A 20966-nucleotide genomic window follows, 5' to 3' on the forward strand; every position below is an offset into this window, starting at 1 on the left:
TGGTAACACAGTCTCATTCGCGTCCATCCCCGAATGCCTGCGACGTATCGTGTTAGCACGAACAGGACCGCCGGACCCCGACCGGGCCGTCCGATCGGGTAGGCGTGCGTGGCCCGAGGAGCGAGCGGTGATCACCCCTACCATCAACGGAGTTCAGAGCTATATCGACGTCGAGGAAGTCGAATACGTCGACATCCGATTCTGCGACGTCCCCGGTATCCAGCAGCATTTCTCGATCCCGGCGAGCATGTTCGGCGCGGATCTGGTCGAGAACGGCATCGCCTTCGACGGTTCGTCGGTGCGCGGCTTCCAGGCCATCCACGAGTCCGACATGCTGCTCCTACCGGATCTGCGCACCGCGCAACTGGATTCGTTCCGCGCCGCCAAGACCCTCAACATCAGCTGCTTCGTCCACGACCCGCACACCCGTGCCGCCTACAGCCGCGATCCCCGCAATGTGGCCCGCAAGGCCGAGGAATACCTACGCTCCACCGGTATTGCCGACACCGCCTACTTCGGGCCCGAGGCCGAGTTCTACATCTTCGATTCGGTGCGCTACGACACCGCCATGAACGGGGCCTTCTACGAGGTGGATTCGTCGTCGGCCGACTGGAACACCGGCCGGCGCACGAATCCCGACGGCACCCCCAACCGCGGCTACAAGGTCCGGCCCAAGGGCGGCTATTTCCCGGTCGCCCCGTATGACGCGGACGTGGACCTGCGCGACCGCATGTGCACCCATCTGCAGCGCGCCGGATTCGAATTGGAGAAGGGGCATCACGAGGTCGGCACCGCCGGGCAGGCGGAGATCAACTACCGGTTCAACACCCTGCTCGCCGCCGCCGACGACCTGATGCTCTACAAGTACATCGTCAAGAACACCGCCTGGGAGTCCGGCAAGACCGTCACCTTCATGCCCAAACCGCTGTTCGGCGACAACGGATCCGGCATGCACGTGCACCAATCCCTGTGGAAGGAAGGCTCACCGCTGTTCTACGACGAGGCCGGCTACGCGGGCCTGTCCGATCTGGCCCGCCACTACATCGGCGGCCTGCTGCACCACGCGCCGTCCCTGCTGGCCTTCACCAACCCCACGGTGAACTCCTACAAGCGCCTGGTGCCCGGATTCGAGGCGCCGGTGAATCTGGTCTACAGCCAGCGCAATCGCTCCGCCGCCGTGCGCATTCCGGTGACCGGCACCAGCGCCGGCGCCAAGCGCCTCGAATTCCGCTGCCCCGACTCCTCCGGCAACCCGTACCTGTCCTTCGCCGCCATGATGATGGCCGGGCTCGACGGCATCACCAACAAGATCGAGCCCGCCCTGCCGGTCGACAAGGACCTCTACGAGCTAACCCCGGAGGAGAGCGCCGAGGTCACCCAGACCCCCGGCAGCCTCGAACAGGTCATCGACCGGCTCGAGGCCGACCACGACTACCTCACGCGGGGCGGGGTTTTCACCGACGACCTGATCGACACCTGGATCCGCCTCAAGCGCGACGCCGAGATCGCCGAGATCAACGTCCGCCCCCACCCGTACGAGTTCGAGCTCTACTTCGACGTGTAAACCTGAACTGCACGAACACAACTGATTCCCGGGCTCGGTACGCAGTGGTCGGAAAACGAAGCGGCGGTGGCCATCAGTGAATGATGGCCACCGCCGCTTCGTGTGCTGTATGTCCCCTTCGGCAACCGCGCTTGTCTCCTTGCCCGGCAGTAAGGAGACCGCCGTAACTGCGCGTGATGGGCGGGAGACGCCAATGATGTTGCAAGCCCGCAAAACAACAACACCCGTCCGTCATATTCAGGAGGGTTCGGGTTGTGGGTGCGGGGCGGCGGGGGCGACGAGGTAGTGGCGGCCCGGGATTATCTGGGGCCGGTACCGTACGGCTGGGTCGCAGACGACGGGGCGGTCAGCTGGGCCGGCGATGATGGTGATGGGGCTTGATTTCGGGGTCTGCATGCATTTCTCCGTGGACAGGCTATTCGCCGAGGTGGGTGATGGGGCCGAATTGGCGTTCGTAGTTGCTCATGCTGTCGTTGAGGGTTTGCATGAGCCGGAAGATCAGCGCGGGTGGGAACTTCACCCGGGAGGTGACCTGCACCGGTTGTCGCATCGTGGGCTGACCGGCCGGGTTGACAGCGCCCGGTTCGGTGGGCAGGTAGACAAGGCAATCGAGGGTGAAGTCGGTGCGGTTGTACCAGCAGGTGAACCCGTTGGCGTACACGCCGGCACTGACGGTCTCCGGCACGATGACCTCGACGTCGACATCGGATTCGTCCGCGGGCGGCGGAACCGGGCCACTCACCGCGAACCTCCTCGATAGCAGGGCCGGCGAACCGGCCACACCGGGTGCCCGGTGTGGCCGACCGCCAGAACTGTGGTCACTGCGTCATCCTCGCCGGGTCAGCGGCCCTGCTGGAGGCGGGCTTGCTGGCGGATCTGGTGGAGCTGTATCTCCCACTGACCGGCGCGGTCCTGTGCCCGGTTGGCCTGGTCCTCGGCCTGCTGCGCCAATTGGGTGGCCTGGTCGGCCTGCTCTTGAGCGGTGCTGGCCCGCTGCTGGGATTGATTGGCCTCGCCCTGGGCCTGCTGGGCCTGGCTTTGCGCCCGGTCGGCCTCGCTCTGGGCCTGCTGGGCCTGGTTGGTGGCCAGCATCGCCTGCTGGCGGGCCTGCTGTGCCTGCTGGTTGGCCTGGTTGGCGTCCTGCTGCGCATGCTGGGCCTGATGCTGCACCTGCCGTGCCTGCGCCTGCGCCTGGCGTGCGAGACCCGAGGCCTGCATCGCGTACTGGCGGGCACTCTGCGCCTCCTGCCGGGCTTCGTCCATCCGCATCCGCAGCAATTCCACTTCCGCCTGCACGTCGATGTCGCGTCGAGCTTCCGCCGTCGCAGAGCCGCTGGTTTCCTGTGCCATGTTCGAGCTCCCTTTCAACGATGTGTGGATTGAGACACTGAGGTTGTTGCGGGAAGAACTCGTGTGACCGGTGCCATTCTGCCCAATCCATCACCGCGCGGTAGTAACTTTTCAGCAACCAGTACGCAAAGCCGACGAAACATGCCCAAACCCGGGCTCGAGGAGATGGCTCGGGGAGGTACGGACCTGTGGGAACAGCAATACGCGATGGCAGCCACCCGCGGGGGGCGTGACAGTACCGCGAACAGCCGAACCGGCCCGCCCCGTCGCCGTCCTCGGCAGTCGGGTTGACATCCTCGGCCACCGGTTCGGCCAATCGGTGGGCCGCTATTGGGCGAACGGCTGCCGGGCAGTAGCTGGCAATGAATCCAGATGTCTTGCGCGAGGGCTGATTTCGCGCAAGCGGGCCCTCATGCAAGTCGGCATGGGGGCATCGCCGTCAACCGTAGGGTTGACGCTTCTGCATCAGCGGTTGCGGGAACTCAGTGGCGGGTGGTTTGCGAGCGGTGGGAAAAGTGTGCTTTCTCGGCCCGTTCCATCAGGCGTATGAACTGGTCGGTCTGCAGGTGGACGAGCGTCTCATGATCACCGGCCTCGAAATAGATATCCGGCTGCGTGGTGAGACTCTCGTCCATCAGTGTCGTCATGCCGTAGGCGGTGCACATGGGCGGGATTGCGCCGACCTCGCAGTCCGTGAAGGTTTCCCGGAAGTTCGATTCCTTGGCGAGCACCAGCCGCCGACCCGTTTGCGACCAGAGCTTCGCGAGTCGTAGGTGGTAGGTGGAGGGCAGCACGGCGGCGACGTAGCCTTGCTCGTCTTCCAGGAGGACTGTCTTTGCGAGCCGGTCGCCAGGGATATGGGCGGTTTCGGCGGTTTCTGAGCTGTTGTGGCTGTGTGGATGCGGTACGAGTTCATACTCGGCGCCCGCATCCGTCAGGCACTGCTGCACGGTTGGCGATATGGACATGACGGACCTCCAATGACTGGTGGGTACCACCATTAACCCCAGCGGACCTGGGCTTTCAGCATAGGTCATCGTCGATTCCTCGCGCCGGGACGAGGATCTCGTCCTGCTCAACGGTTGCGGTGGCGGCGAGGGTTCGAACAGATCGGCCGCGGGCTGTCCGGCCGGGGCTCGGGCGCCGTGTGGCCGGTCTCCTCCTCGTAGACCCGCAAACCCTCTTCGATCTTGCCCGCCGCATTCTCCAGCTGCTCGGGCGTGAGGAACCGACCGCGGGAGGCCGCGGCGAGCAGCTGGGCACGCACCTGGTCGAGGTTCATGCGTGCCCATTCCAGGCGAGGCAGTTCCGGCATGATCGCAAGACTACCTCGAGTCGAACAAACTTTCGATAGTAGGCGAGCGGTCCGACAGACTCCGGACGTCAGCGCATGGACAACCTCTGCGCGAATGCCCGGAACCGTCCGCGGTCCGTCCGCAGCGCACCTCGCCGAGGCCCGGGCCCGCCAACGGTGCCGACATCGAACATGCAGGTAGGCAACGGATACGGCCATCTACCTACCGCAAACGTCCAGGATGTAGGCCGAGCTCTACTTCGACGTGTAGAGACCGGCGAGGGCCGCTGGGAGCGGGCCCTCGTGCAGGACGCCCAGGCGCTGGGTGGCGCGGGTGAGGGCGACGTAGAGTTCGGCCGCGCCGCGGGGGCCGTCGGCGAGGATGTGTTCGGGCTCGACCACCAGGACCGCGTCGAATTCGAGGCCCTTGGTTTCGGAGGCGGGGACCGTGCCCGGCATGCCGGGCGGGCCGATCACGATGCTGGTGCCCTCGCGGCCCGCCTCGTGGCGGGTGAATTCCTCGATGGCCGAAGGCATCTCGCCGAGGGTGAGCTGTCGCGCCCACGGCTGCACGCCGCAGGAGCGCACCGACTCCGGCGGCGTCACCTCGGGTGCGAAGCCGGTCAGGACGGCGGCGGCCACGGCCATGATCTCCGCCGGGGTGCGGTAGTTCACCGTGAGCGAGCGGTAGGCCCAGCGGCCGGGGACGTACGGTTCCAGCATGGCGTCCCAGGAGGTCGCGCCCGCCGCGGACCGACGCTGCGCGAGATCGCCCACCACGGTGAAGGAATGGCTCGGGCAGCGGCGCATCAGCACCCGCCAGTCCATTGCCGACAGCTCCTGCGCCTCGTCGACCACGATGTGCCGGTAGGTCCAATCCCGGTCCGCGGCAGCACGTTCGGCGAGTTCCCGAGTGTCGCGTTCCAGGAAGCGCTCGGCCAGGTCGTCGCCGTAGAGCAGGTCGGTGGCGAACAGGTGATCCTCGTCGTCCATGTGGTCGGCGCGGCCGACCAGCAGGTCGAGCACGCCTTCGGCGTACGCGGCCTGGGCCTTCCGTTCCCGCTCGGCCGCCGCCTCCTCGGCGGAGGTGTCCCGGCCCAGCAGATCGACCAGTTCGTCGAGCAGCGGGACATCGGACACCGTCCACGCCGCACCGTCCGCTCGCCACAGCGTCTCGTCGGCGCCCGCCGCGCGCAGCCGGTCGGTGGACGAAAGCAGTTCCGCCAGCAGCGTTTCCGGTGTCAGCGTGGGCCACAGCTCGTCCATCAGCGCCGTGAATCCGTCGTGCTCGGCGAGTTCGGTGCGCAGATCGGTGCGCATGTTCTCCCAGGCCTCACGGTCGTCGCGGGTCAGCCAGCCCTCGCCGATCCGCTTGATGGCCCGCTCGGTGAGCGCCCAGGTGAGCACCTCGAGGAAGGTCGCGCGAGCCTGGTTGTGCGGCAACCCGCTACCGCGCGCCTCCTCCCGCGCCCAGCCGGCGATATCCGCGCCGATGCGCACCGTCACATCCGACAGTTCGATCGGCACCGGCTCCTGCGGCACCCGCTGACGGTCGGCGATCGCGGCCTTCAGCACGTCGAGGATCCGCAGGGAACCCTTGAGCCGCACCGCTTCCGGTCCGTCCTCGGCCGTGATGCTCAGTCCGGGCATGAGATCGCCAGTGGTGGTGAAGACCACGTTCGTCTCGCCCAGCGACGGCAGCACCCGCCCGATGTGCCTGAGGAAGGCCGTGTGCGGGCCCACCACCAGCACGCCGTTGCGTTCCATCTGCGCACGTTGGGTGTACAGCAGATACGCGACCCGGTGCAGCGCCACCACGGTCTTGCCGGTGCCCGGCCCGCCCTCGATCACCAGCACGCCCGGGTGATCGAGCCGGATGATCCGGTCCTGCTCGGCCTGAATGGTGGCCACAATGTCGCGCATGCCCTCGCCGCGCGGCGCGTTCACCGCAGCCAGCAGGGCCGCGTCACCGCGCTCGCCGTCACCGGGATGGCCGAACACCTCGTCGGTGAAATCGGCCACCAGCCGCCCGCGCGTGTGGAATTGGCGACGGCGCCGCATGTTCTCCGGGCTCGCGGCGGTCGCGATATAGAACGCCTGCGACGCGGGCGCCCGCCAATCCAACAGCAGCGGTTCGAATTCGTTCGCCTCGTCGAAGATCCCGAGGCGCCCGATATACGAGTGCTCGCCGGTCACGCTGTCCAGCCGCCCGAAGCACAGCCCGTTGTCGGCCACCTCGAGGCGCTTGACCTCCTTGCCCAGCGCCCGCACCTCCGCATCCCGCTCCACCAGGGTGGTGCCACGCGAACGCAGCGTCTCGCCGTAGCGGCCCTTCACCCGGGCCCGCTCGGCGTCCAGCCGCGCGTACAGCCCGGTCACATACTCCTGCTCCGCGAGCAGTTCCTTCTCGTACCCCTGGTCCGACACCAGCACCACACCTTCCCGCCTGGCCATTCCCCGCTGCCCGCCCGCGCGCCCATTCGCGCAGGTTGCAGCCCTCGGCCAGCGATTGTGCGCCAATACCGGGGCCTTGCCGCAAGTCCCCCACTGTGTTATATGGTTGAAGGGGAAAGGACGACGATTCTTTCCATTCCTTCCTCTTCCTCTCCCGAATTCCTCTGCGCCGCATCCGGGTTTTCCTAGGCCGCGGCAGGGCGTTGCCCGCCCGAGGCCAGGGTCAGGATGTCTTTGTTGCCGTCGGCCCACTGGGCCGTCATCACCATCGAATCCACCTTCCACTCGCCCCCGACCCGGTGCAGGCCGATGCGGTAGGTGCCGCCCAGCGTCCACCGCGGCGAACCGAATCGATTGGCCAGGATGTGGACCGCCTGGAAGACCGCAGTCAGTTCCGCGCGCTCGCCGTCCACGGTGACCAGGTGATTGCCGAGCAGATGCTGCGTGGCGTCGAAGCTGCCGATCAGCTTCTCCCAGTCGGCGCGGATCTGCTCCGGGGTGACGGTCGCGGGCTCGCCGCCCCAGATGCTCGAGTAATCGAGGGTGACCTCGTCGGCGAAGACACCGGGGAAGGCGTCCCAGTCGCGAATGTCGATGAACCAGAACAGGCGGGTGGCGGCGTCGATGATGTCGGCACGCTGCTGAGCGGTGGCAGTCATGGCAGATCTCCTACTGGGCAATCGAATCGGTGGTGACGGGGAGCAGATCGCGACCGGCGAGCACGCCGCGCGCCAGGCTCATGGCGGAGAGAACACGCGGAAAACCCGCGTAGGGGAGGGCCTGCAGGATCGCCTCGACGATCTCGCCCGGCGCCACACCGGCATTCAGCGCGGAACCGAGGTGCGCCTCCAGCTGCGGGCGGGTGTCCCCGAGCGCGATGAGCGCACCAAGGATCACCAGCTCGCGCCGCCCGGCATCCAGGCCCGGCCTGGAATGGATGTCGCCATAGGCGAATTCGACGGCGAACCGGTGCAGATCCGGTGCGATATCGGCCAGCTCGTCATAGACCCGGCTGCGTACGTCTCCGCTCCCACCGAGTTGGGCTTGGCGGGCCGTTCCCCGCCCGAATCTCTCGTTCACGAGACCGAGCCTGCTCGCCACGGCAGGACGTAACCAGTGCACGCCGTGCCTCGTACTCTCAGGGCCACCCACCGCCGCCCTGTGCCAGACTGCGGGCATGGCAGTGCGCGCGGACCTGGCGGAGTTCCTGAAGTCCCGTCGGGCGCGGGTCGATCCGCGCGAGTCGGGCCTGCCGCCGTCCGGTCTGCGCCGGGTGCCCGGCCTGCGCCGCGCCGAGCTCGCGCACCTCGCGGGCATCAGCGTCGAGTACTACCAGCGCCTCGAACAGCGCCGCGCCGCCAACCCGTCGACCGAGGTGCTCGACTCCCTCGCCTCCGCGCTGCGGCTCAACCCGGTCGAGACCGAGCACCTGCACACGCTGGCCCGCCCGCCCCGCACGGCCGAAACCGCCGCTCCCGCACCGCGTCCCGAACTGCTGCGGATGCTCGACCTGATCGACAAGGCGCCCGCCCTGGTCATCACCGACCTGTTCGACGTGCTCGCCGCGAACCCGCTGGCGCACTACGTGTTCGGCCGCATGGCCGACGAGAACATGGCCCGCGCACTGTTCTCCGACCCCGCCGCCCGGGACTTCTACCGCGACTGGGGCGATGTCGCCGCCGCGACCGTCGCCCAGCTGCGCCGCGTCGCGGGTCTCTACCCCGCAGACCCCGCCACCATCGCCCTCGTCGACGAACTCTCCACCGGCAGTTCGGAATTCGCCGCGCTCTGGCGCGTCGGCGATGTCGAGCGCCGCACCCACGGCGGCAAACTCGTCCGCCACCCCCACTCCGGCGACCTCGGCTTCTCCTACGAGAACCTCGAACTCCCCGGCGACCCCCGCCAGCGCATCGTCACCTTCACCCCCGACCCGGGCATCATCCTCCCCGTTCTCTGATCAACCGGGTCGGTCCGCCGAGCCGCGCGGGACCACCCACTGCTGGCGCAGGGCCGGGAAGGCCTCGGCGATGAGGTCGAAATGCTTGTCGTAGTGCAGCACCGTGGCGTCGTAGTGCACCGCGGTCGCCGCGATCAGCACATCGGTGGCCTGGGCCGACCGCCCGTGACCGTGGGCCCACAGCTGCCGCCGGATGGCACTGACCAGTCGGTCGATCGCCGGGTCCATCGGGAGGAAATGGAAAACCTCCGTATAGATCCCGATGATGCGATCCAGATCCTCGGAATCGCGGGCGCTGTAGCACGCTTCGTCGAGCGTCACGGCATTCGAGCACAGCACCCCGGCGTCGGCGTTGAGACGGTCGAATGCCGCGCGGACCTGCGGGCAGCATTGAATTCGCGACACCGCGCTGTGGTCGGCCAGATACAGAGCGCGGTTCGTGCCGAGGCCCATCACCGCGGCTGAGCGGGATCGGTCCCTTCGGTCGGTTCGGTGCCGGTTAGGAACGGCGCCGCATCGGCGAACCAGGCGATGGCGTCATGCTGCTGGCGCTGGCGGACCAGGAGTCGCAGGGCGGTGCGGACGGTCTCGGTCTTGGTGGCGCCGCCGGTCACCTTGCGGGCCTGTTCCATGAGGTCGTCCGGAATATCGATCAGGGTCTTCGGCATCGCCACCTCCCGAGGGGATATACGCATTGTGTCGACAGTATATCCTCGTCGCGCCACCGCCGCCCCGATGAGCGAATCCCGAGCCCCGACGCGCCGAGCGGGGTTGCGGGGCGGGTTGGCGTGTTGTCGTTAGATTGTGGTCAGGACGGATCGGCCGCGACGCGAGAATGGCCCGCAGGGAGGCGGGTTCGCGTCGGGGTGCGGGAATATCGTTGTGACACAACGTGCCACGCGAATGACAACGCGTGGTCATGTGGGGTGGAGTCAAACTATGACCTTGACCTCACTGGCCACGCACTGTGGTGGCACGGTCATACGATCCGGGGCTGACATATGCGGGAAGGCGAGTAGGCCATGGATCGAAATGCGTTCGTCGAGGTGATGAACGAGGCGAGCGGCATGCTGGACGGCGGCCGGGCCGACGAGGCGCTGGCCCGTTTGTCGGCGTTCGATGACGGGCTCGACGCGGCGCCCGATCCCAAGGAGTACGGCTGGATCGTCTCCTACCGCTTCCGATCGGCCTTCGCCGCGGGCGATTACGCGCAGGCCCTGCGCCTGGCCGAACATGGCCCGGCCCGCTACCCGGCCGACATCCCGCCCGCCACGCTGGCCACCATGTACTCGATGGCCGTCGAGGCCGCCACCCAGCAGAGCCTGCCCGACAGCGCCGTCGTCATGGCCGACCGCTGTATCGACCTGCGGCGCGCCCACGGCGAACACGCCGAGGTGCTGATGGCCGCCATGACCGCGTGCACGCTGCTCGGCGATCTCGAAAGACACGATCTGGCAAGCAGATATGCGCAGCTGCTGATCACCGAGGGCGTCGGCCACGACAACTACCGCGGCTACGGCTACTACGCGCTGTGCGCCGCCATCGAACAGGGCGTCGGCGGCCATCTCGTCGACACGCTGCGCGCCGGGCGCGAATGGCTGGAGAGTCAGGACAACGAATTCGCCCGGGTGGCACTGGAATACCTGCAAACCGCGCCCAGCCTGCAGGAACCCCTCGCCGTCAACCTGGATCTGGACGACCCGCTGGGCAACGGCGTGCCGCTGTCGGATCCGATTGCCCCCGACGCCATGCAGACCCAGTTCCTGCAGGTCGGCGACGGCGTGCCGCAGGCGGTCTCCGGCCCGTCCCAGCCGCCGGCCGCGCAGCTCGCCGGCGGCGAGACCGCCGACGCCCTCATGGACGCCAACCGGCCCGGCATCGCCGCGGCCGCCTACCGGGCGCTCATCGACGACGCCCTCTCCAGCGGCAGTCCCGATCCGCTCATCATGGGCAAGTCCACGCTGGGCCTGCTCACCGCGCTCATCTTCGACAACCGGGTCGGCGAGGCGCACGCGGTGTGGATCGACGAGCAGGGTCCGACCTACCTGGGTATCTGGTCGCTCGAGAACGGCCAGACCTCGGTCCACGACGCCATCGCCTACAACCTGGTCGCGGCCTTCCTGCACTCGCTGAGCAGCGGCGACCCCAATGCCGCCAACCATGCCGTGGACAGCCTCATGATGCGAAACCTGGAGTGGGCCTACGAGAACGACCAGCAGGCCGTCCCCGCCATGATCAATACCTGGCGGCGTCACCTCTACGAGATCCACGGTGGCGAGCCCGCCCCCGAATACCGCTGGCAGCTCACCCAGGCCGAACAGCGCTGGGGCGCGCCCGTTCCCGAGGGTGGCCTGTACTGGATGCGTCCCTACCGCTGGGTCGTCGACTGGGTCTGATGTGCCGGTGAGCGGTGGCCCGGTCGCCGCCGCCTAGGCTGAACCCATGGCAGCGACCGAAATCTGGCACAACCCCAAGTGCTCCAAGAGCCGTACCGCCAAGGCGGTGCTCGACGACACCGGCACCGACTATGTCGAGCGCCGCTACCTCGACAACCCGCCCTCGGCCAACGAGATCCGCGCTGCCCTGACCAAACTCGGCCTCGAACCGTGGGACATCACCCGCGCCGCCGAACCCGAGGCGAAGGAACTGGACGTCTCGGCGTGGGGCCGGACCCCCGCTGACCGCGACCGCTGGGTCGAGGCCCTGGCCACGCATCCGCGACTGATCCAGCGCCCCATCGTCCTCACCGCCGACGGCCGCGCCTATCTGGCCCGCGACGAGGAAACCCTCGACCAACTCCGCTGACCCTCAGGCCAGCGCGAAAACGGGGAAACCCGGGGCGATGTCGGCCAATTCGGCGTCGGTGGCGTGCTTGGTGACGCCCTCGAAGAAGCGGCCGACTTCCCAGCCCCAGCGGTCGAGGTAGGCGCGCAGCACCGGGATCTTGTCGGCGTCGGGGAGTTCGGTGGCGGTGAAGGTCTGGACCTTGCGGCCCAGGCGCAGTTCGCCGGATCCCGCGACGCGCAGGTTGCGGACCCACTGGGTGTGCCCGCGCGGGGCGACCAGGTAGCGGGCGCCGTCGTCGGTGGTGAGGACATTGACCAGGGTGGTGCGCCACTCGCCGGACTTGCGGCCGCGCACGGCCAGCAGCCGGGAGCCGGCGATGCTGATGCCGAGCTTGGGCAACAGGTTGAAGAAGCGGTTCATGTAGGGGTCCAGGCCCTTCGGGCCGAGGTAACGGGTGGCGGCGGTGTGGGCGTCCATGAGGCACTCCTTCGATTTGCGAGAGCGGTGCTCTCTGATGTGATCAGTGTGCGCGCATGACGCTCCGGCTGTCAAGAGCAGTGCTCTCGAAATTTGTCGGTGATCCGATTCGTGGCACACTGTCGGAATGAGCGTGCCCCGTACCGCCCGTGCCCGTGCCCGCGCCGAGATCACCCGCGAGATCACCGACGCCGCGCGCCGGCAGCTCGCCGAATCCGGCGCACCCGCGCTCTCGCTGCGGGCCATCGCCCGTGAACTGGGCATGGTGTCCTCGGCGCTGTACCGGTATTTCCCCAGTCGCGACGAACTGCTGACCACACTGATCATCGAGGCCTACAACGCCCTCGGCGATGCCGTCGAGCACGCGGTCGCGACCGAGACCACCCCCCGCGCTCAGTGGCGGGCCCTGTCGAATGCCGTGCGGGACTGGGCGATCGCGCACCCCCACGAGTACGCGCTGGTGTACGGATCACCGGTGCCGGGCTATCGCGCCCCGCAGACCACCGTCGCACCCGCGTCGCGCGGACCCCTCGCCGCGCTCGGCATCGTCCACCGGGCCTGGCAGTCCGGTACCCTGGCCACGCCCGCGGAAACCCTCACCCCCGAACTCGAGACCCAATCCGCCTTGATCGCGGCATTCCTGAACTCCGGTATGCCCGAACCGGCGGTGGCGCGCGCCATGGTGGGCCTGACCCAGCTGTTCGGCGTGGTCACCTTCGAGCTGTTCGGGCAGCTGGACAACACGATGGACCCGGCCGGGCCGTTCTTCGCCTACTCGGTCGAGACCATGGCCGACCTCATCGGGCTCACCGAGTAACACTCGAACCTCGGTGCGCTACAGCGGGAACGGTGGCGCGCCGATCCCGGCGATCCGCAGATTCCCCCACGGGTCCCGCTCCTGGAGCACGCCGGGCGCGGGCGCACTACCCGGCACGGTCAGGAACACCTGCCCGCGGCCGGGATCGGGCAGTTCGTTCCCGTCGGCTGCGGAAATCCGCCCGTGCCAATGGAATTGGCCGTCGATCGGATCGAGATGCCCGGTCAATGCCACGCGCACCGCCACCTCGGCACCGGGGGCGTCCAGCAGTGCGCAGCAACAGCTGCAGCGCGCTGATCGTCCAGCGCTCGAACCGGTTCGGCCAGTAGGGCCGTGTGCCGATTCGATCGATGAGCTTGCCGAACGTCATCATGTGCCGGCATTCGTCGCCCATCTCGGTGAGCGTGTAGTGCGCATGCCGGGAGGTCGGATCGCTTGCCATCAGCTCGCGCAGCAGCAGCCGGTTGAGCACGTTCTCGAACCGGATGCCGACCGACAGCACATTGGCGAGCTCCTCGCGGGAGAGCTCGCGGCGCTGCGCGGGTGTCATGCCCTCCCACAGCGGGGTGGCGTAGAGCGAGACGACCTCGGGCGGCAGGAAGAGTTTGTCCGGATCCAGCGGGGCGTCCCAGTCCATGTCGACTACCGGATCGTAGGACTTCTTGACCGATCCGGTCAGCAAGCGCTGAGCGAAGGACTCCCGCCCGGACAGTGCGGCGGCCGTGGGGCGGAGACAGCGTTGTCGCCCATGACAGCTCCTGATTCGTTACTGATACAGGCTGTTACACTCAGATTAGTGCTACATACTGTCTCGGTCAACGGTGAGGTGAGTATCGTGAGGCCCGTGACCGGCACCCGACGCAGACCCGCGCAGCCCTCCCTCCGGGATCGAGAGCGGGCGGCCGACGGTCGCAGCACCCGCTGGAATGGCCACAAGGCGCAGCGCCGCGCCGCCATGCTCGATGCCGCGCTGGCCGTCATCGAGGAGAACGGCACCGAGGTCTCGGTCCAGCAGATCGCCGACCGCCTGCAGGTCCCGCGCCCGGTCGTCTACCGGCACTTCGACGGCCGCGCCGACCTCGACGACGCCATCCGCCGCCACATCCTGGTATCCCTGACCGCCGAACTACTGCCGCGCCTGCACCCCGACGGTACCGTCCGCGATCTGGTGCGCGGCGCGGTCGGCAGCTACGTCGGCTGGGTCGAACGCCACCCGGAACTGCACCGCTTCCTGGCCACCGGCGACCCGCACGGCGAGGCCGCGACCGCTCTGGCCGGCGCTCGCGACCGCATCGGCGGCCGGCTCGCCGACCTGTTCGCCGACGCCCTCGAGCGCTTCGGCATCGACCGGAATCGGGCCCGCCCCATGGCCTTCGGCACCGTCGGCTTCGTCGACGGCGTGGTCAACAGCTGGCGCGCCGCCCCCACCCTGTCCTCCGAGCAAGTCGAGGGCATCCTCACCGAATCCGTCCTGGCGCTGCTCGAGGGCAACGCTCGCAGCCTGGACGTCCCGCTCACCCGCGACACCGTGGTGAGTGAACTGCTGTCCCGCGCGGAGGCCGCGCGGGTGGTGTAACCAGCACGGCCGAATCCGCTTCGCCTGCCTCCGCGCCGGGCTCGGACAGCCGCTGAGTGACTCGGACGGCCGCTGAGTGGTCAGCGGCTCCCGTGCCCGGTGAGCTGGCGGTAGCTGCGGTTCCACAGCCACTCGACCGGCCCGCGGTCGAAGCGGCGCAGCCAGACGTGGGCGAATACCAGCATGAGCGCGCAGACCAGCACATAGATCCCGGCGGTGACCGGCACCCGCGCATTCGCCGACACCAGGCTCGCCAGCCCCAGACCCCAGCCGTAGCACAGGAATCCCGACACCAGATTCTGAACGATATAGCAGCTCAACGCCATTCGGCCCACCTCGGCGAAGCGGCGCGCGACGAACCCGGGGTCCGGGCGGTGCGCGTAGCACTCCGCGACCAGGGCCAGGATGCCGAGCGAGACCAGTGGCGCGGTGCCATAGCGGGTCACCAGGATCAGGTCGCCGCCGGTCAGGCCCAGGACCAGATCGACCGGCGCGGCGGCCGCGAACCCGATCATCATGAGGCGCTTGCGGATTCGCGCGCCCTCGGGCCGGAACACCCCGGCCCGGAACAGCCGCGCGCCCACCAGGAACAGCGCGATCGACATCGGGAGGATGAAGATCGGCTCCAGCCGGAACAGCAGCACGTGATCCCAGCGGAAGGCCACCAGATCCCAGAACGAGCCGTCCGCATACGGATTCGGGTCCAGCGGCCGGTGCCCGCCGTCTCCGCCCGCGGGGCCCAGCACGATCGCCACGGCGATCAGCGACAGCATGGTCAGGTGGATGCCCGCCGCCACCATCAGCCAACGCCGTTGCGCCTGCGGGCTCGTCGCCAGGATGAACGCCACCACCAGCCCGGTGACCGCGTACCCCATCAGCACGTCGAACTCGGCGACGAAGAAGAAGTTGACCAGCCCGTCGAGCAGCAGCAGCCCGGCCCGCACCGGATATCCGCCCGGCCAGGCCCGGCCGCCGCGCACCGCCGATCGCTGCTGGATAGCCAGCCCGATGCCGAACATGATGGTCAGCAAGCCCAGGAACTTCCCCTGCGCCAGCTGCTGCAGCAGCCGCTCGGTCCACAACCAGGCTCCGTGCGGTTCGTCACTGCGCGAGATATAGCCGAGCAGCCCTTCGGCATTGGTGAAGATCCAGATATTGGTGCCCAGCGTCCCCAGAATGGCGATGCCGCGCAGCACGTCCAGTGCCGCCAGCCGCCCCGAACGCGGCTGCGCGGAAACGGGATTCGGGTCCGCGGCGGGAGTGGGCGCGAGCGCCGGGCGCGGGGCGGAAGCCGATTCGACCATGCCGGTCATTGTGCCGTCGCCACGGTTCGGCGCGGATCGCCCAGGAGAACGACCCCGGCTACGACCAGCGAATGACGCCAACCCGGACAGTCCACCCGCGTCCGGGTGTGCCTTTCGCCTAGGCTCGATCGCATGCAGCGCATCATCGGAATCGAGGTCGAGTACGGCATTTCGACGCCTACCGAGCCGTCGGCCAACCCGATTCTCACATCCACCCAGGCGGTGCTCGCCTACGCCGCGGCCGAGGGCGTGCCGCGCGCCAAGCGCACACGCTGGGATTATGAGGTGGAATCGCCGTTGCGCGACGCGCGCGGTTTCGATCTCGGCCGGCTCAACGGGCCCGCGCCGGTGATCGACGCCGACGAGGTCGGCGCGGCCAATATGATCCTCACCAACGGAGCCCGCCTCTACGTCGACCACGCCCATCCGGAGTACTCCGCCCCCGAGGTCACCGACCCGCTGGACGCGGTCATCTGGGACAAGGCCGGTGAGCGGGTCATGGAGGCCGCCGCCCGCTTCGCCTCCAGCGTCCCCGGCGCCCCGCGCATGCAGCTGTACAAGAACAACGTCGACGGCAAGGGCGCCTCCTATGGCACCCACGAGAACTACCTCATGAGCCGCGAGACCCCGTTCAACCAGATCATCCTGGGTCTGACCCCGTTCTTCGCGTCCCGCCAGGTGATCTGCGGCTCCGGCCGGGTCGGCATCGGCCAGTCCGGTGACCAGCCCGGTTTCCAGCTGTCGCAGCGCGCGGACTACATCGAGGTCGAGGTCGGCCTGGAGACCACCCTCAAGCGCGGCATCATCAACACCCGCGACGAGCCGCACGCCGACGCCGACAAGTACCGCCGCCTGCACGTCATCATCGGCGACGCCAACCTCGCCGAATGGTCCACCTACCTCAAGGTCGGCACCACCGCCCTGGTGCTGGACCTGATCGAGGCCGGCGAGGACCTCTCGGATCTGCAGCTGGCCCGCCCGGTCACCGCCGTGCACACCATCAGCCACGACCCGACTCTGCGTGCCACCGTTGCGCTTTCGGACGGCCGCGAACTGACCGGCCTTGCGCTGCAACGCATCTACCTCGACCGGGTCGAGAAGTTCATGGACCGCACCGGAAGCGACGACGAGCGCACCAAGGACGTCATCGAGAAGTGGGCCCACGTGCTGGACCTGCTCGAGCGTGACCCCCTCGAAACCGCGGACCTGCTCGACTGGACCGCCAAACTGCGCCTGCTCGAGGGCATGCGCAACCGTGAGGGCCTGTCCTGGGCCGCCCCCAAGCTGCACCTGGTCGACCTGCAGTACTCGGATGTGCGCCTGGACAAGGGCCTCTACAACCGCCTGGTGGCCCGCGGCTCCATGCAGCGCCTGGTGACCGAGCAGGATGTCACCGACGCCATGACCAACCCGCCCACCGACACCCGCGCCTACTTCCGCGGTGAGTGCCTGCGCCGCTTCGGCGCGGATATCGCGGCCGCGAGCTGGGATTCGGTCATCTTCGACCTGGGCGGTGACTCCCTGGTCCGCATCCCCACCCTGGAGCCCCGTCGTGGCACCAAGTCCCACGTGGGCAAACTCCTGGACGGCGTGCACACCGCCTCGGAGCTGGTCCAGCAGCTGACCCACTAGGCCCATGCGGAAGGGGTACGGGAACTGAATCCCGTACCCCTTTTTCGTGTCCGCGACATGGCGGCGGGGAGATCGCGGCAACAGCACAATGACGCTTAATCCGGCATGTTGTCCCCGCTGGTGGGTAGTGTTGGGGGACGAGCATCGGATCTTCTCCGGTGCTCGCCGATGATCACAGAGGAGGTCGGCTGCTATGGCACAAGAGCAGACCAAGCGCGCCGGTGGCGGCGACGAGGACGAGGGCCCGGTCGGCGACGGCGGGGCGGGACAGGAGCGTCGCGAGAAGCTGGCGGAGGAAACCGACGACCTGCTCGACGAGATCGACGACGTGCTCGAGGAGAACGCGGAGGACTTCGTCCGCGCATACGTGCAGAAGGGCGGCCAGTGACCCAAGGTGACCCCCTGCGGCTCCAGTTGGGGTTCGCCCAATCCTCTTTCTCCGAGTACCTGCGTTTGCACGCTCCGGAAATGTTGCCCGGCAACGGAATCCGACCCGACGGCACGCACCCCAATCCGGGCGTGCCGTCGGACATAGCGCCACACGGCACCACCATCGTCGCGGTCAGCTACCGCGGCGGTGTGCTGATCGCGGGCGATCGCCGGGCCACCCAGGGCAACCTGCTGGCCAGCCGTGACATCGAGAAGGTGTACATCACCGACACCTACTCCGCGGCCGGCATCGCCGGCACCGCGGGCATGGCGATCGAGATGATCCGCCTGTTCGCGGTGGAGCTCGAGTACTACGAGAAGATCGAGGGCGTGCCCCTCACCTTCGACGGCAAGTCCAACAAGCTGTCGAAGATGGTGCGCGACAACCTTCCCGCGGCCCTGCAGGGTCTCGCGGTGGTGCCGCTGCTGGTCGGCTTCGACCCGGACGCGCAGGACCCGGACAAGTCCGGGCGCATCGTGTCCTACGACGTGGTCGGCGGCCGCAGCGAAGAGCGCTTCGGGTACACCGCGGTGGGGTCGGGTTCACTGTTCGCCAAGTCGTCGCTGAAGAAGACCTACGCGCGCGGGATCGATCAGGACCGGGCGCTGCGGATCGCGATCGAATCGCTCTTCGACGCCGCTGACGACGACACCGCCACCGGTGGGCCCGACACGATGCGGAACATCTATCCGACCGCGATCGTGATCGACGCCGAGGGCTCCGAGGAAGTGACCGAGGAGCGCCTGAAGGAGATCACGCGGGCGATGGTGGAGGAGCGGGCCGCGCTGGCGGCAGAGGGGATCGGCGAAGCATGACACTGCCGTATTACGCGTCGGCCGAACAGATCATGCGCGACAAGACCGAACTTGCGCGCAAGGGCATCGCACGGGGCCGCAGTGTCGTGGTGCTGGTGTACGACAAGGGTGTGGTGTTCGTGGCCGAGAATCCCTCGGCCACCCTCCACAAGATCAGTGAGCTCTACGACCGGGTCGGATTCGCCGCGGTCGGCAAGTACAACGAGTTCGAGGCGCTGCGCCGCGGGGGCATCCTGCAGGCGGATCTGCGCGGCTACCAGTTCGACCGCCGCGATGTCACCGGCCGCTTCCTGGCCAACCTCTACGCGCAGAGCCTCGGCACCATCTTCACCGACCAGCTCAAGCCCTATGAGGTGGAGATCTGCGTCGCGGAGGTGGGCTATCCGGAGCAGTCCTCGAACTCGGTGCTCTACCGCATCAACTTCGACGGATCCATCGTCGACGAGCGGGAATTCGTGGTGATGGGCGGCAACACCGAGCCGATCACCACCGCCCTCAAAAACTCCTACCAGCCGGGCATGGACCTGCATTCGGCCATCGCCATGGCGGTGGCCGCGCTGCAGAAGGCCGTCCCCGAGGGCGACAAGGACAAGCAGCGCTCCATGGGTTCCGGCTCGCTCGAGGTGGCAACCCTGGAGCAGTCCCGGCCGCGGCGGGCGTTCCGCCGCATCCAGGGCGCGGCGCTGCAGGAGTTGGTGACCGGCACGGTGCCGACCGCGAACGCGGCGGCCGAGGCCGAGAAGCCGTCGAGCGGGGACCCGTCATAGGGCCCGCGCCGGCGTAGGCAAATCCCGCTATTCGGGATAAGGCTCCTTTGCACTCTCAATAGCAGAGTGCAAAGGAGCCTTGCTTTTTCGCAGGGTAGAGAGCGTGCCACGTTGCATCCCGTGCTAAATCGTTGTGAATACGTTTGCATCAGCTGTCCGACAAGCCCGTTACCGGCGACAACTCCGCTGTAATGTCGATAGGGTGCAGCGACGAATCATGGGGATCGAGACCGAATTCGGGGTGACGTGCACGTTCCACGGTCACCGTCGGTTGAGTCCTGACGAGGTGGCCCGGTATCTCTTCCGCCGGGTAGTTTCCTGGGGCCGTAGCTCGAACGTGTTCCTTCGTAATGGTGCCCGGCTCTACCTCGATGTCGGTTCCCATCCGGAGTACGCCACGGCCGAATGTGACAGCCTGGTGCAGTTGGTCACCCACGACCGCGCCGGCGAGCGGGTCCTGGAGGATCTGCTCATAGACGCCGAGCAGCGGCTCGCGGAGGAGGGTATCGGCGGCGATATCTACCTGTTCAAGAACAACACCGACTCCGCGGGCAACTCCTACGGCTGCCACGAGAACTTTCTCGTGGTCCGCGCCGGCGAATTCTCCCGGATCTCCGACGTGCTACTGCCGTTCCTGGTAACCCGCCAGCTGATCTGCGGTGCGGGCAAGGTGCTCCAGACGCCGAAGGCGGCCACCTTCTGCCTATCGCAGCGGGCCGAGCACATCTGGGAGGGCGTCTCCTCGGCGACCACCCGTTCCCGGCCGATCATCAATACCCGCGACGAGCCGCACGCCGATGCCGAGAAGTACCGGCGCCTGCACGTGATCGTGGGCGACTCGAACATGGCCGAGACCACCACCATGCTCAAGGTGGGCACGGCCTCGCTGGTGCTCGAGATGATCGAGGCGGGTGTCGCGTTCCGAGACTTCGCTCTGGACAACCCGATTCGCGCCATCCGCGAGGTGTCGCACGATCTGACCGGCCGGCGTCCGGTGCGGCTGGCCGGTGGCCGGCAGGCCTCGGCGCTCGACATCCAGCGTGAGTACTACGCCCGCGCCGTCGAGCACCTGCGCAACCGCGACCGCGACCCGCAGGTCGACGCCGTGGTAGATCTGTGGGGCCGCACCCTGGACGCCGTCGAGGCGCAGGACTTCGCCAAGGTGGACACCGAGATCGACTGGATCATCAAGCGCAAGCTGTTCCAGCGGTACCAGGACCGCTACAACATGGAGCTGTCCGATCCCAAGATCGCCCAGCTGGATCTGGCCTACCACGACATCAAGCGCGGCCGCGGCGTCTTCGACCTGCTCGCCCGCAAGGGTCTGGCCAAGCGGATCACCGAGGACGAGGCGGTCGACGCGGCGGTGACCACGCCGCCGCAGACCACCCGCGCCAAGCTGCGCGGCGATTTCATCACCGCCGCTCAGGAGGCGGGCCGCGACTTCACCGTCGACTGGGTCCACCTCAAGCTCAACGATCAGGCTCAGCGCACGGTGCTCTGCAAGGACCCGTTCCGCTCGGTCGACGAGCGCGTGGATCGCCTCATCGCCTCCATGTGAGCTGTTTTTCCTGATCACGGGCCGCGAACACTCGGATTCTCCGATTTCGGAGGACGCCCGAAGGTTCGCGGCCCGTCTCGTTCTGGACTGAGTGGAGCGGGGGTGCGAAGCGGAGGAGCGGAGGGAGGGAAGAACGAGACCTTCACGGCTCCGCCTCCCCGTGCCTGCCCGCGAACCCTGC

Annotated in this window: 23 protein-coding genes and 1 pseudogene; 11 read left to right on the forward strand and 13 right to left on the reverse strand. The window is 67.8% G+C overall.

All coding sequences use genetic code 11. The features are described 5' to 3' along the window. The first annotated feature begins 127 nt into the window (after window positions 1–127). On the forward strand, window positions 128–1564 hold the full coding sequence (glnA, locus tag AB0L60_RS09405; protein ID WP_364609875.1) for a type I glutamate--ammonia ligase: 1437 nt from the start codon (window positions 128–130) through the stop codon (window positions 1562–1564). A 415-nt stretch (window positions 1565–1979) separates the two neighbouring features. Here glnA and AB0L60_RS09410 read toward each other — a convergent pair whose 3' ends face one another. The 7 genes from AB0L60_RS09410 to AB0L60_RS09440 all read right to left on the reverse strand — a co-directional run bounded on the left by AB0L60_RS09410 (window position 1980) and on the right by AB0L60_RS09440 (window position 7742). Then, entirely contained in the window at window positions 1980–2306 is a 327-nt protein-coding gene (locus AB0L60_RS09410; RefSeq protein ID WP_364609878.1) for a DUF3467 domain-containing protein, read from the reverse strand. A 98-nt stretch (window positions 2307–2404) separates the two neighbouring features. Further along, complete coding sequence (locus AB0L60_RS09415) at window positions 2405–2914, reverse strand: hypothetical protein (RefSeq protein WP_364609881.1); 510 nt, start codon at window positions 2912–2914, stop codon at window positions 2405–2407. Window positions 2915–3396: 482 nt separating this feature from the next. Then, entirely contained in the window at window positions 3397–3951 is a 555-nt protein-coding gene (locus AB0L60_RS09420) for a YbaK/EbsC family protein (RefSeq protein WP_364609884.1), read from the reverse strand. A 38-nt stretch (window positions 3952–3989) separates the two neighbouring features. After that, complete coding sequence (locus AB0L60_RS09425) at window positions 3990–4229, reverse strand: DUF6374 family protein (RefSeq protein WP_364609887.1); 240 nt, start codon at window positions 4227–4229, stop codon at window positions 3990–3992. A 234-nt stretch (window positions 4230–4463) separates the two neighbouring features. Continuing rightward, window positions 4464–6662 carry an RNA polymerase recycling motor ATPase HelR gene (gene helR / locus AB0L60_RS09430; protein WP_364609890.1) on the reverse strand — a complete coding sequence of 733 codons (2199 nt, stop codon included), beginning with the start codon at window positions 6660–6662 and terminating at the stop codon, window positions 4464–4466. A gap of 185 nt (window positions 6663–6847) precedes the next feature. After that, window positions 6848–7321, reverse strand: a complete 474-nt coding sequence (locus AB0L60_RS09435; protein WP_364609893.1) for a nuclear transport factor 2 family protein — start codon at window positions 7319–7321, stop codon at window positions 6848–6850. 10 nt (window positions 7322–7331) lie between these two features. Then, window positions 7332–7742 carry a carboxymuconolactone decarboxylase family protein gene (locus AB0L60_RS09440; RefSeq protein WP_364609896.1) on the reverse strand — a complete coding sequence of 137 codons (411 nt, stop codon included), beginning with the start codon at window positions 7740–7742 and terminating at the stop codon, window positions 7332–7334. Window positions 7743–7839: 97 nt separating this feature from the next. Here AB0L60_RS09440 and AB0L60_RS09445 point away from each other — a divergent pair, with 97 nt between their 5' ends. After that, window positions 7840–8619 carry a helix-turn-helix transcriptional regulator gene (locus AB0L60_RS09445; RefSeq protein ID WP_364609899.1) on the forward strand — a complete coding sequence of 260 codons (780 nt, stop codon included), beginning with the start codon at window positions 7840–7842 and terminating at the stop codon, window positions 8617–8619. Here AB0L60_RS09445 and AB0L60_RS09450 read toward each other — a convergent pair whose 3' ends face one another. Both AB0L60_RS09450 and AB0L60_RS09455 read right to left on the reverse strand, forming a co-directional pair. Beyond that, window positions 8620–9072: a PIN domain-containing protein gene (locus AB0L60_RS09450; RefSeq protein ID WP_364609902.1), complete on the reverse strand. Its 453-nt coding sequence runs from the start codon at window positions 9070–9072 to the stop codon at window positions 8620–8622. Further along, a complete protein-coding gene (locus AB0L60_RS09455) occupies window positions 9072–9287 on the reverse strand; it encodes a type II toxin-antitoxin system VapB family antitoxin (protein WP_364609905.1) in 216 nt (71 codons plus the stop codon). The genes AB0L60_RS09450 and AB0L60_RS09455 overlap by 1 nt, the downstream gene beginning before the upstream one ends. Before the next feature lie 354 nt (window positions 9288–9641). Between AB0L60_RS09455 and AB0L60_RS09460 the strand changes: the two genes are divergently transcribed. Next, entirely contained in the window at window positions 9642–11015 is a 1374-nt protein-coding gene (locus AB0L60_RS09460; RefSeq protein ID WP_364609908.1) for a hypothetical protein, read from the forward strand. A gap of 46 nt (window positions 11016–11061) precedes the next feature. Then, window positions 11062–11424: an ArsC/Spx/MgsR family protein gene (locus AB0L60_RS09465; RefSeq protein WP_364609911.1), complete on the forward strand. Its 363-nt coding sequence runs from the start codon at window positions 11062–11064 to the stop codon at window positions 11422–11424. 3 nt (window positions 11425–11427) lie between these two features. Here the strand turns inward: AB0L60_RS09465 and AB0L60_RS09470 are convergent, their stop codons facing one another. Next, window positions 11428–11883, reverse strand: a complete 456-nt coding sequence (locus AB0L60_RS09470) for a nitroreductase family deazaflavin-dependent oxidoreductase (RefSeq protein WP_354832155.1) — start codon at window positions 11881–11883, stop codon at window positions 11428–11430. A 127-nt stretch (window positions 11884–12010) separates the two neighbouring features. Here AB0L60_RS09470 and AB0L60_RS09475 point away from each other — a divergent pair, with 127 nt between their 5' ends. Beyond that, window positions 12011–12700, forward strand: coding sequence for a TetR/AcrR family transcriptional regulator (locus AB0L60_RS09475; protein WP_364609915.1), 690 nt, complete (start codon window positions 12011–12013; stop codon window positions 12698–12700). Window positions 12701–12718: 18 nt separating this feature from the next. On the opposite strand, the gene AB0L60_RS09480 is transcribed toward AB0L60_RS09475, so the two are convergent. Continuing rightward, window positions 12719–12946, reverse strand: coding sequence for a DUF4873 domain-containing protein (locus AB0L60_RS09480; protein WP_364609918.1), 228 nt, complete (start codon window positions 12944–12946; stop codon window positions 12719–12721). Window positions 12947–12980: 34 nt separating this feature from the next. Next, window positions 12981–13412: pseudogene (locus AB0L60_RS09485) on the reverse strand (diiron oxygenase); the annotation flags it as partial. 132 nt (window positions 13413–13544) lie between these two features. On the opposite strand from AB0L60_RS09485, the gene AB0L60_RS09490 reads away from it, so the two are divergent. Then, window positions 13545–14276, forward strand: coding sequence for a TetR/AcrR family transcriptional regulator (locus tag AB0L60_RS09490; RefSeq protein WP_364609921.1), 732 nt, complete (start codon window positions 13545–13547; stop codon window positions 14274–14276). Window positions 14277–14356: 80 nt separating this feature from the next. Here the strand turns inward: AB0L60_RS09490 and AB0L60_RS09495 are convergent, their stop codons facing one another. Beyond that, entirely contained in the window at window positions 14357–15580 is a 1224-nt protein-coding gene (locus tag AB0L60_RS09495) for a DUF418 domain-containing protein (protein WP_364609924.1), read from the reverse strand. A gap of 132 nt (window positions 15581–15712) precedes the next feature. On the opposite strand from AB0L60_RS09495, the gene dop reads away from it, so the two are divergent. The 5 genes from dop (at window position 15713) to pafA (ending at window position 20785) form a co-directional block, all read left to right on the forward strand. Then, on the forward strand, window positions 15713–17212 hold the full coding sequence (dop, locus tag AB0L60_RS09500; RefSeq protein WP_364609927.1) for a depupylase/deamidase Dop: 1500 nt from the start codon (window positions 15713–15715) through the stop codon (window positions 17210–17212). 193 nt (window positions 17213–17405) lie between these two features. Beyond that, window positions 17406–17600: a ubiquitin-like protein Pup gene (locus tag AB0L60_RS09505; RefSeq protein WP_033089305.1), complete on the forward strand. Its 195-nt coding sequence runs from the start codon at window positions 17406–17408 to the stop codon at window positions 17598–17600. 80 nt (window positions 17601–17680) lie between these two features. Continuing rightward, window positions 17681–18457, forward strand: a complete 777-nt coding sequence (gene prcB, locus AB0L60_RS09510) for a proteasome subunit beta (RefSeq protein WP_364609932.1) — start codon at window positions 17681–17683, stop codon at window positions 18455–18457. Next, the gene (prcA, locus tag AB0L60_RS09515; RefSeq protein ID WP_364609936.1) at window positions 18454–19224 is read left to right on the forward strand and encodes a proteasome subunit alpha; all 771 of its coding nucleotides are present in this window, start codon (window positions 18454–18456) and stop codon (window positions 19222–19224) included. Before prcB ends, prcA begins: the two co-directional genes overlap by 4 nt. A gap of 202 nt (window positions 19225–19426) precedes the next feature. Then, window positions 19427–20785, forward strand: a complete 1359-nt coding sequence (pafA, locus tag AB0L60_RS09520; RefSeq protein WP_354832174.1) for a Pup--protein ligase — start codon at window positions 19427–19429, stop codon at window positions 20783–20785. Window positions 20786–20966 lie beyond the last annotated feature (181 nt).

Origin of the sequence: Nocardia sp. NPDC051981, from assembly GCF_040680715.1 — a bacterium.
GTDB lineage: Bacteria > Actinomycetota > Actinomycetes > Mycobacteriales > Mycobacteriaceae > Nocardia.

Excerpts from the sequence above, each read along its gene's own strand:
- AB0L60_RS09415 (WP_364609881.1), bottom strand. The coding sequence starts at position 2,914 with ATGGCACAGGAAACCAGCGGCTCTGCGACGGCGGAAGCTCGACGCGAC.
- AB0L60_RS09420 (WP_364609884.1), bottom strand. The coding sequence starts at position 3,951 with ATGACCTATGCTGAAAGCCCAGGTCCGCTGGGGTTAATGGTGGTACCC.
- AB0L60_RS09425 (WP_364609887.1), bottom strand. The coding sequence starts at position 4,229 with ATGCCGGAACTGCCTCGCCTGGAATGGGCACGCATGAACCTCGACCAG.
- helR (WP_364609890.1), bottom strand. The coding sequence starts at position 6,662 with ATGGCCAGGCGGGAAGGTGTGGTGCTGGTGTCGGACCAGGGGTACGAG.
- AB0L60_RS09435 (WP_364609893.1), bottom strand. The coding sequence starts at position 7,321 with ATGACTGCCACCGCTCAGCAGCGTGCCGACATCATCGACGCCGCCACC.
- AB0L60_RS09445 (WP_364609899.1), top strand. The coding sequence starts at position 7,840 with ATGGCAGTGCGCGCGGACCTGGCGGAGTTCCTGAAGTCCCGTCGGGCG.
- AB0L60_RS09450 (WP_364609902.1), bottom strand. The coding sequence starts at position 9,072 with ATGGGCCTCGGCACGAACCGCGCTCTGTATCTGGCCGACCACAGCGCG.
- AB0L60_RS09455 (WP_364609905.1), bottom strand. The coding sequence starts at position 9,287 with ATGCCGAAGACCCTGATCGATATTCCGGACGACCTCATGGAACAGGCC.
- AB0L60_RS09460 (WP_364609908.1), top strand. The coding sequence starts at position 9,642 with ATGGATCGAAATGCGTTCGTCGAGGTGATGAACGAGGCGAGCGGCATG.
- AB0L60_RS09465 (WP_364609911.1), top strand. The coding sequence starts at position 11,062 with ATGGCAGCGACCGAAATCTGGCACAACCCCAAGTGCTCCAAGAGCCGT.
- AB0L60_RS09470 (WP_354832155.1), bottom strand. The coding sequence starts at position 11,883 with ATGGACGCCCACACCGCCGCCACCCGTTACCTCGGCCCGAAGGGCCTG.
- AB0L60_RS09475 (WP_364609915.1), top strand. The coding sequence starts at position 12,011 with ATGAGCGTGCCCCGTACCGCCCGTGCCCGTGCCCGCGCCGAGATCACC.
- AB0L60_RS09495 (WP_364609924.1), bottom strand. The coding sequence starts at position 15,580 with ATGGTCGAATCGGCTTCCGCCCCGCGCCCGGCGCTCGCGCCCACTCCC.
- dop (WP_364609927.1), top strand. The coding sequence starts at position 15,713 with ATGCAGCGCATCATCGGAATCGAGGTCGAGTACGGCATTTCGACGCCT.
- AB0L60_RS09505 (WP_033089305.1), top strand. The coding sequence starts at position 17,406 with ATGGCACAAGAGCAGACCAAGCGCGCCGGTGGCGGCGACGAGGACGAG.
- prcB (WP_364609932.1), top strand. The coding sequence starts at position 17,681 with ATGTTGCCCGGCAACGGAATCCGACCCGACGGCACGCACCCCAATCCG.
- prcA (WP_364609936.1), top strand. The coding sequence starts at position 18,454 with ATGACACTGCCGTATTACGCGTCGGCCGAACAGATCATGCGCGACAAG.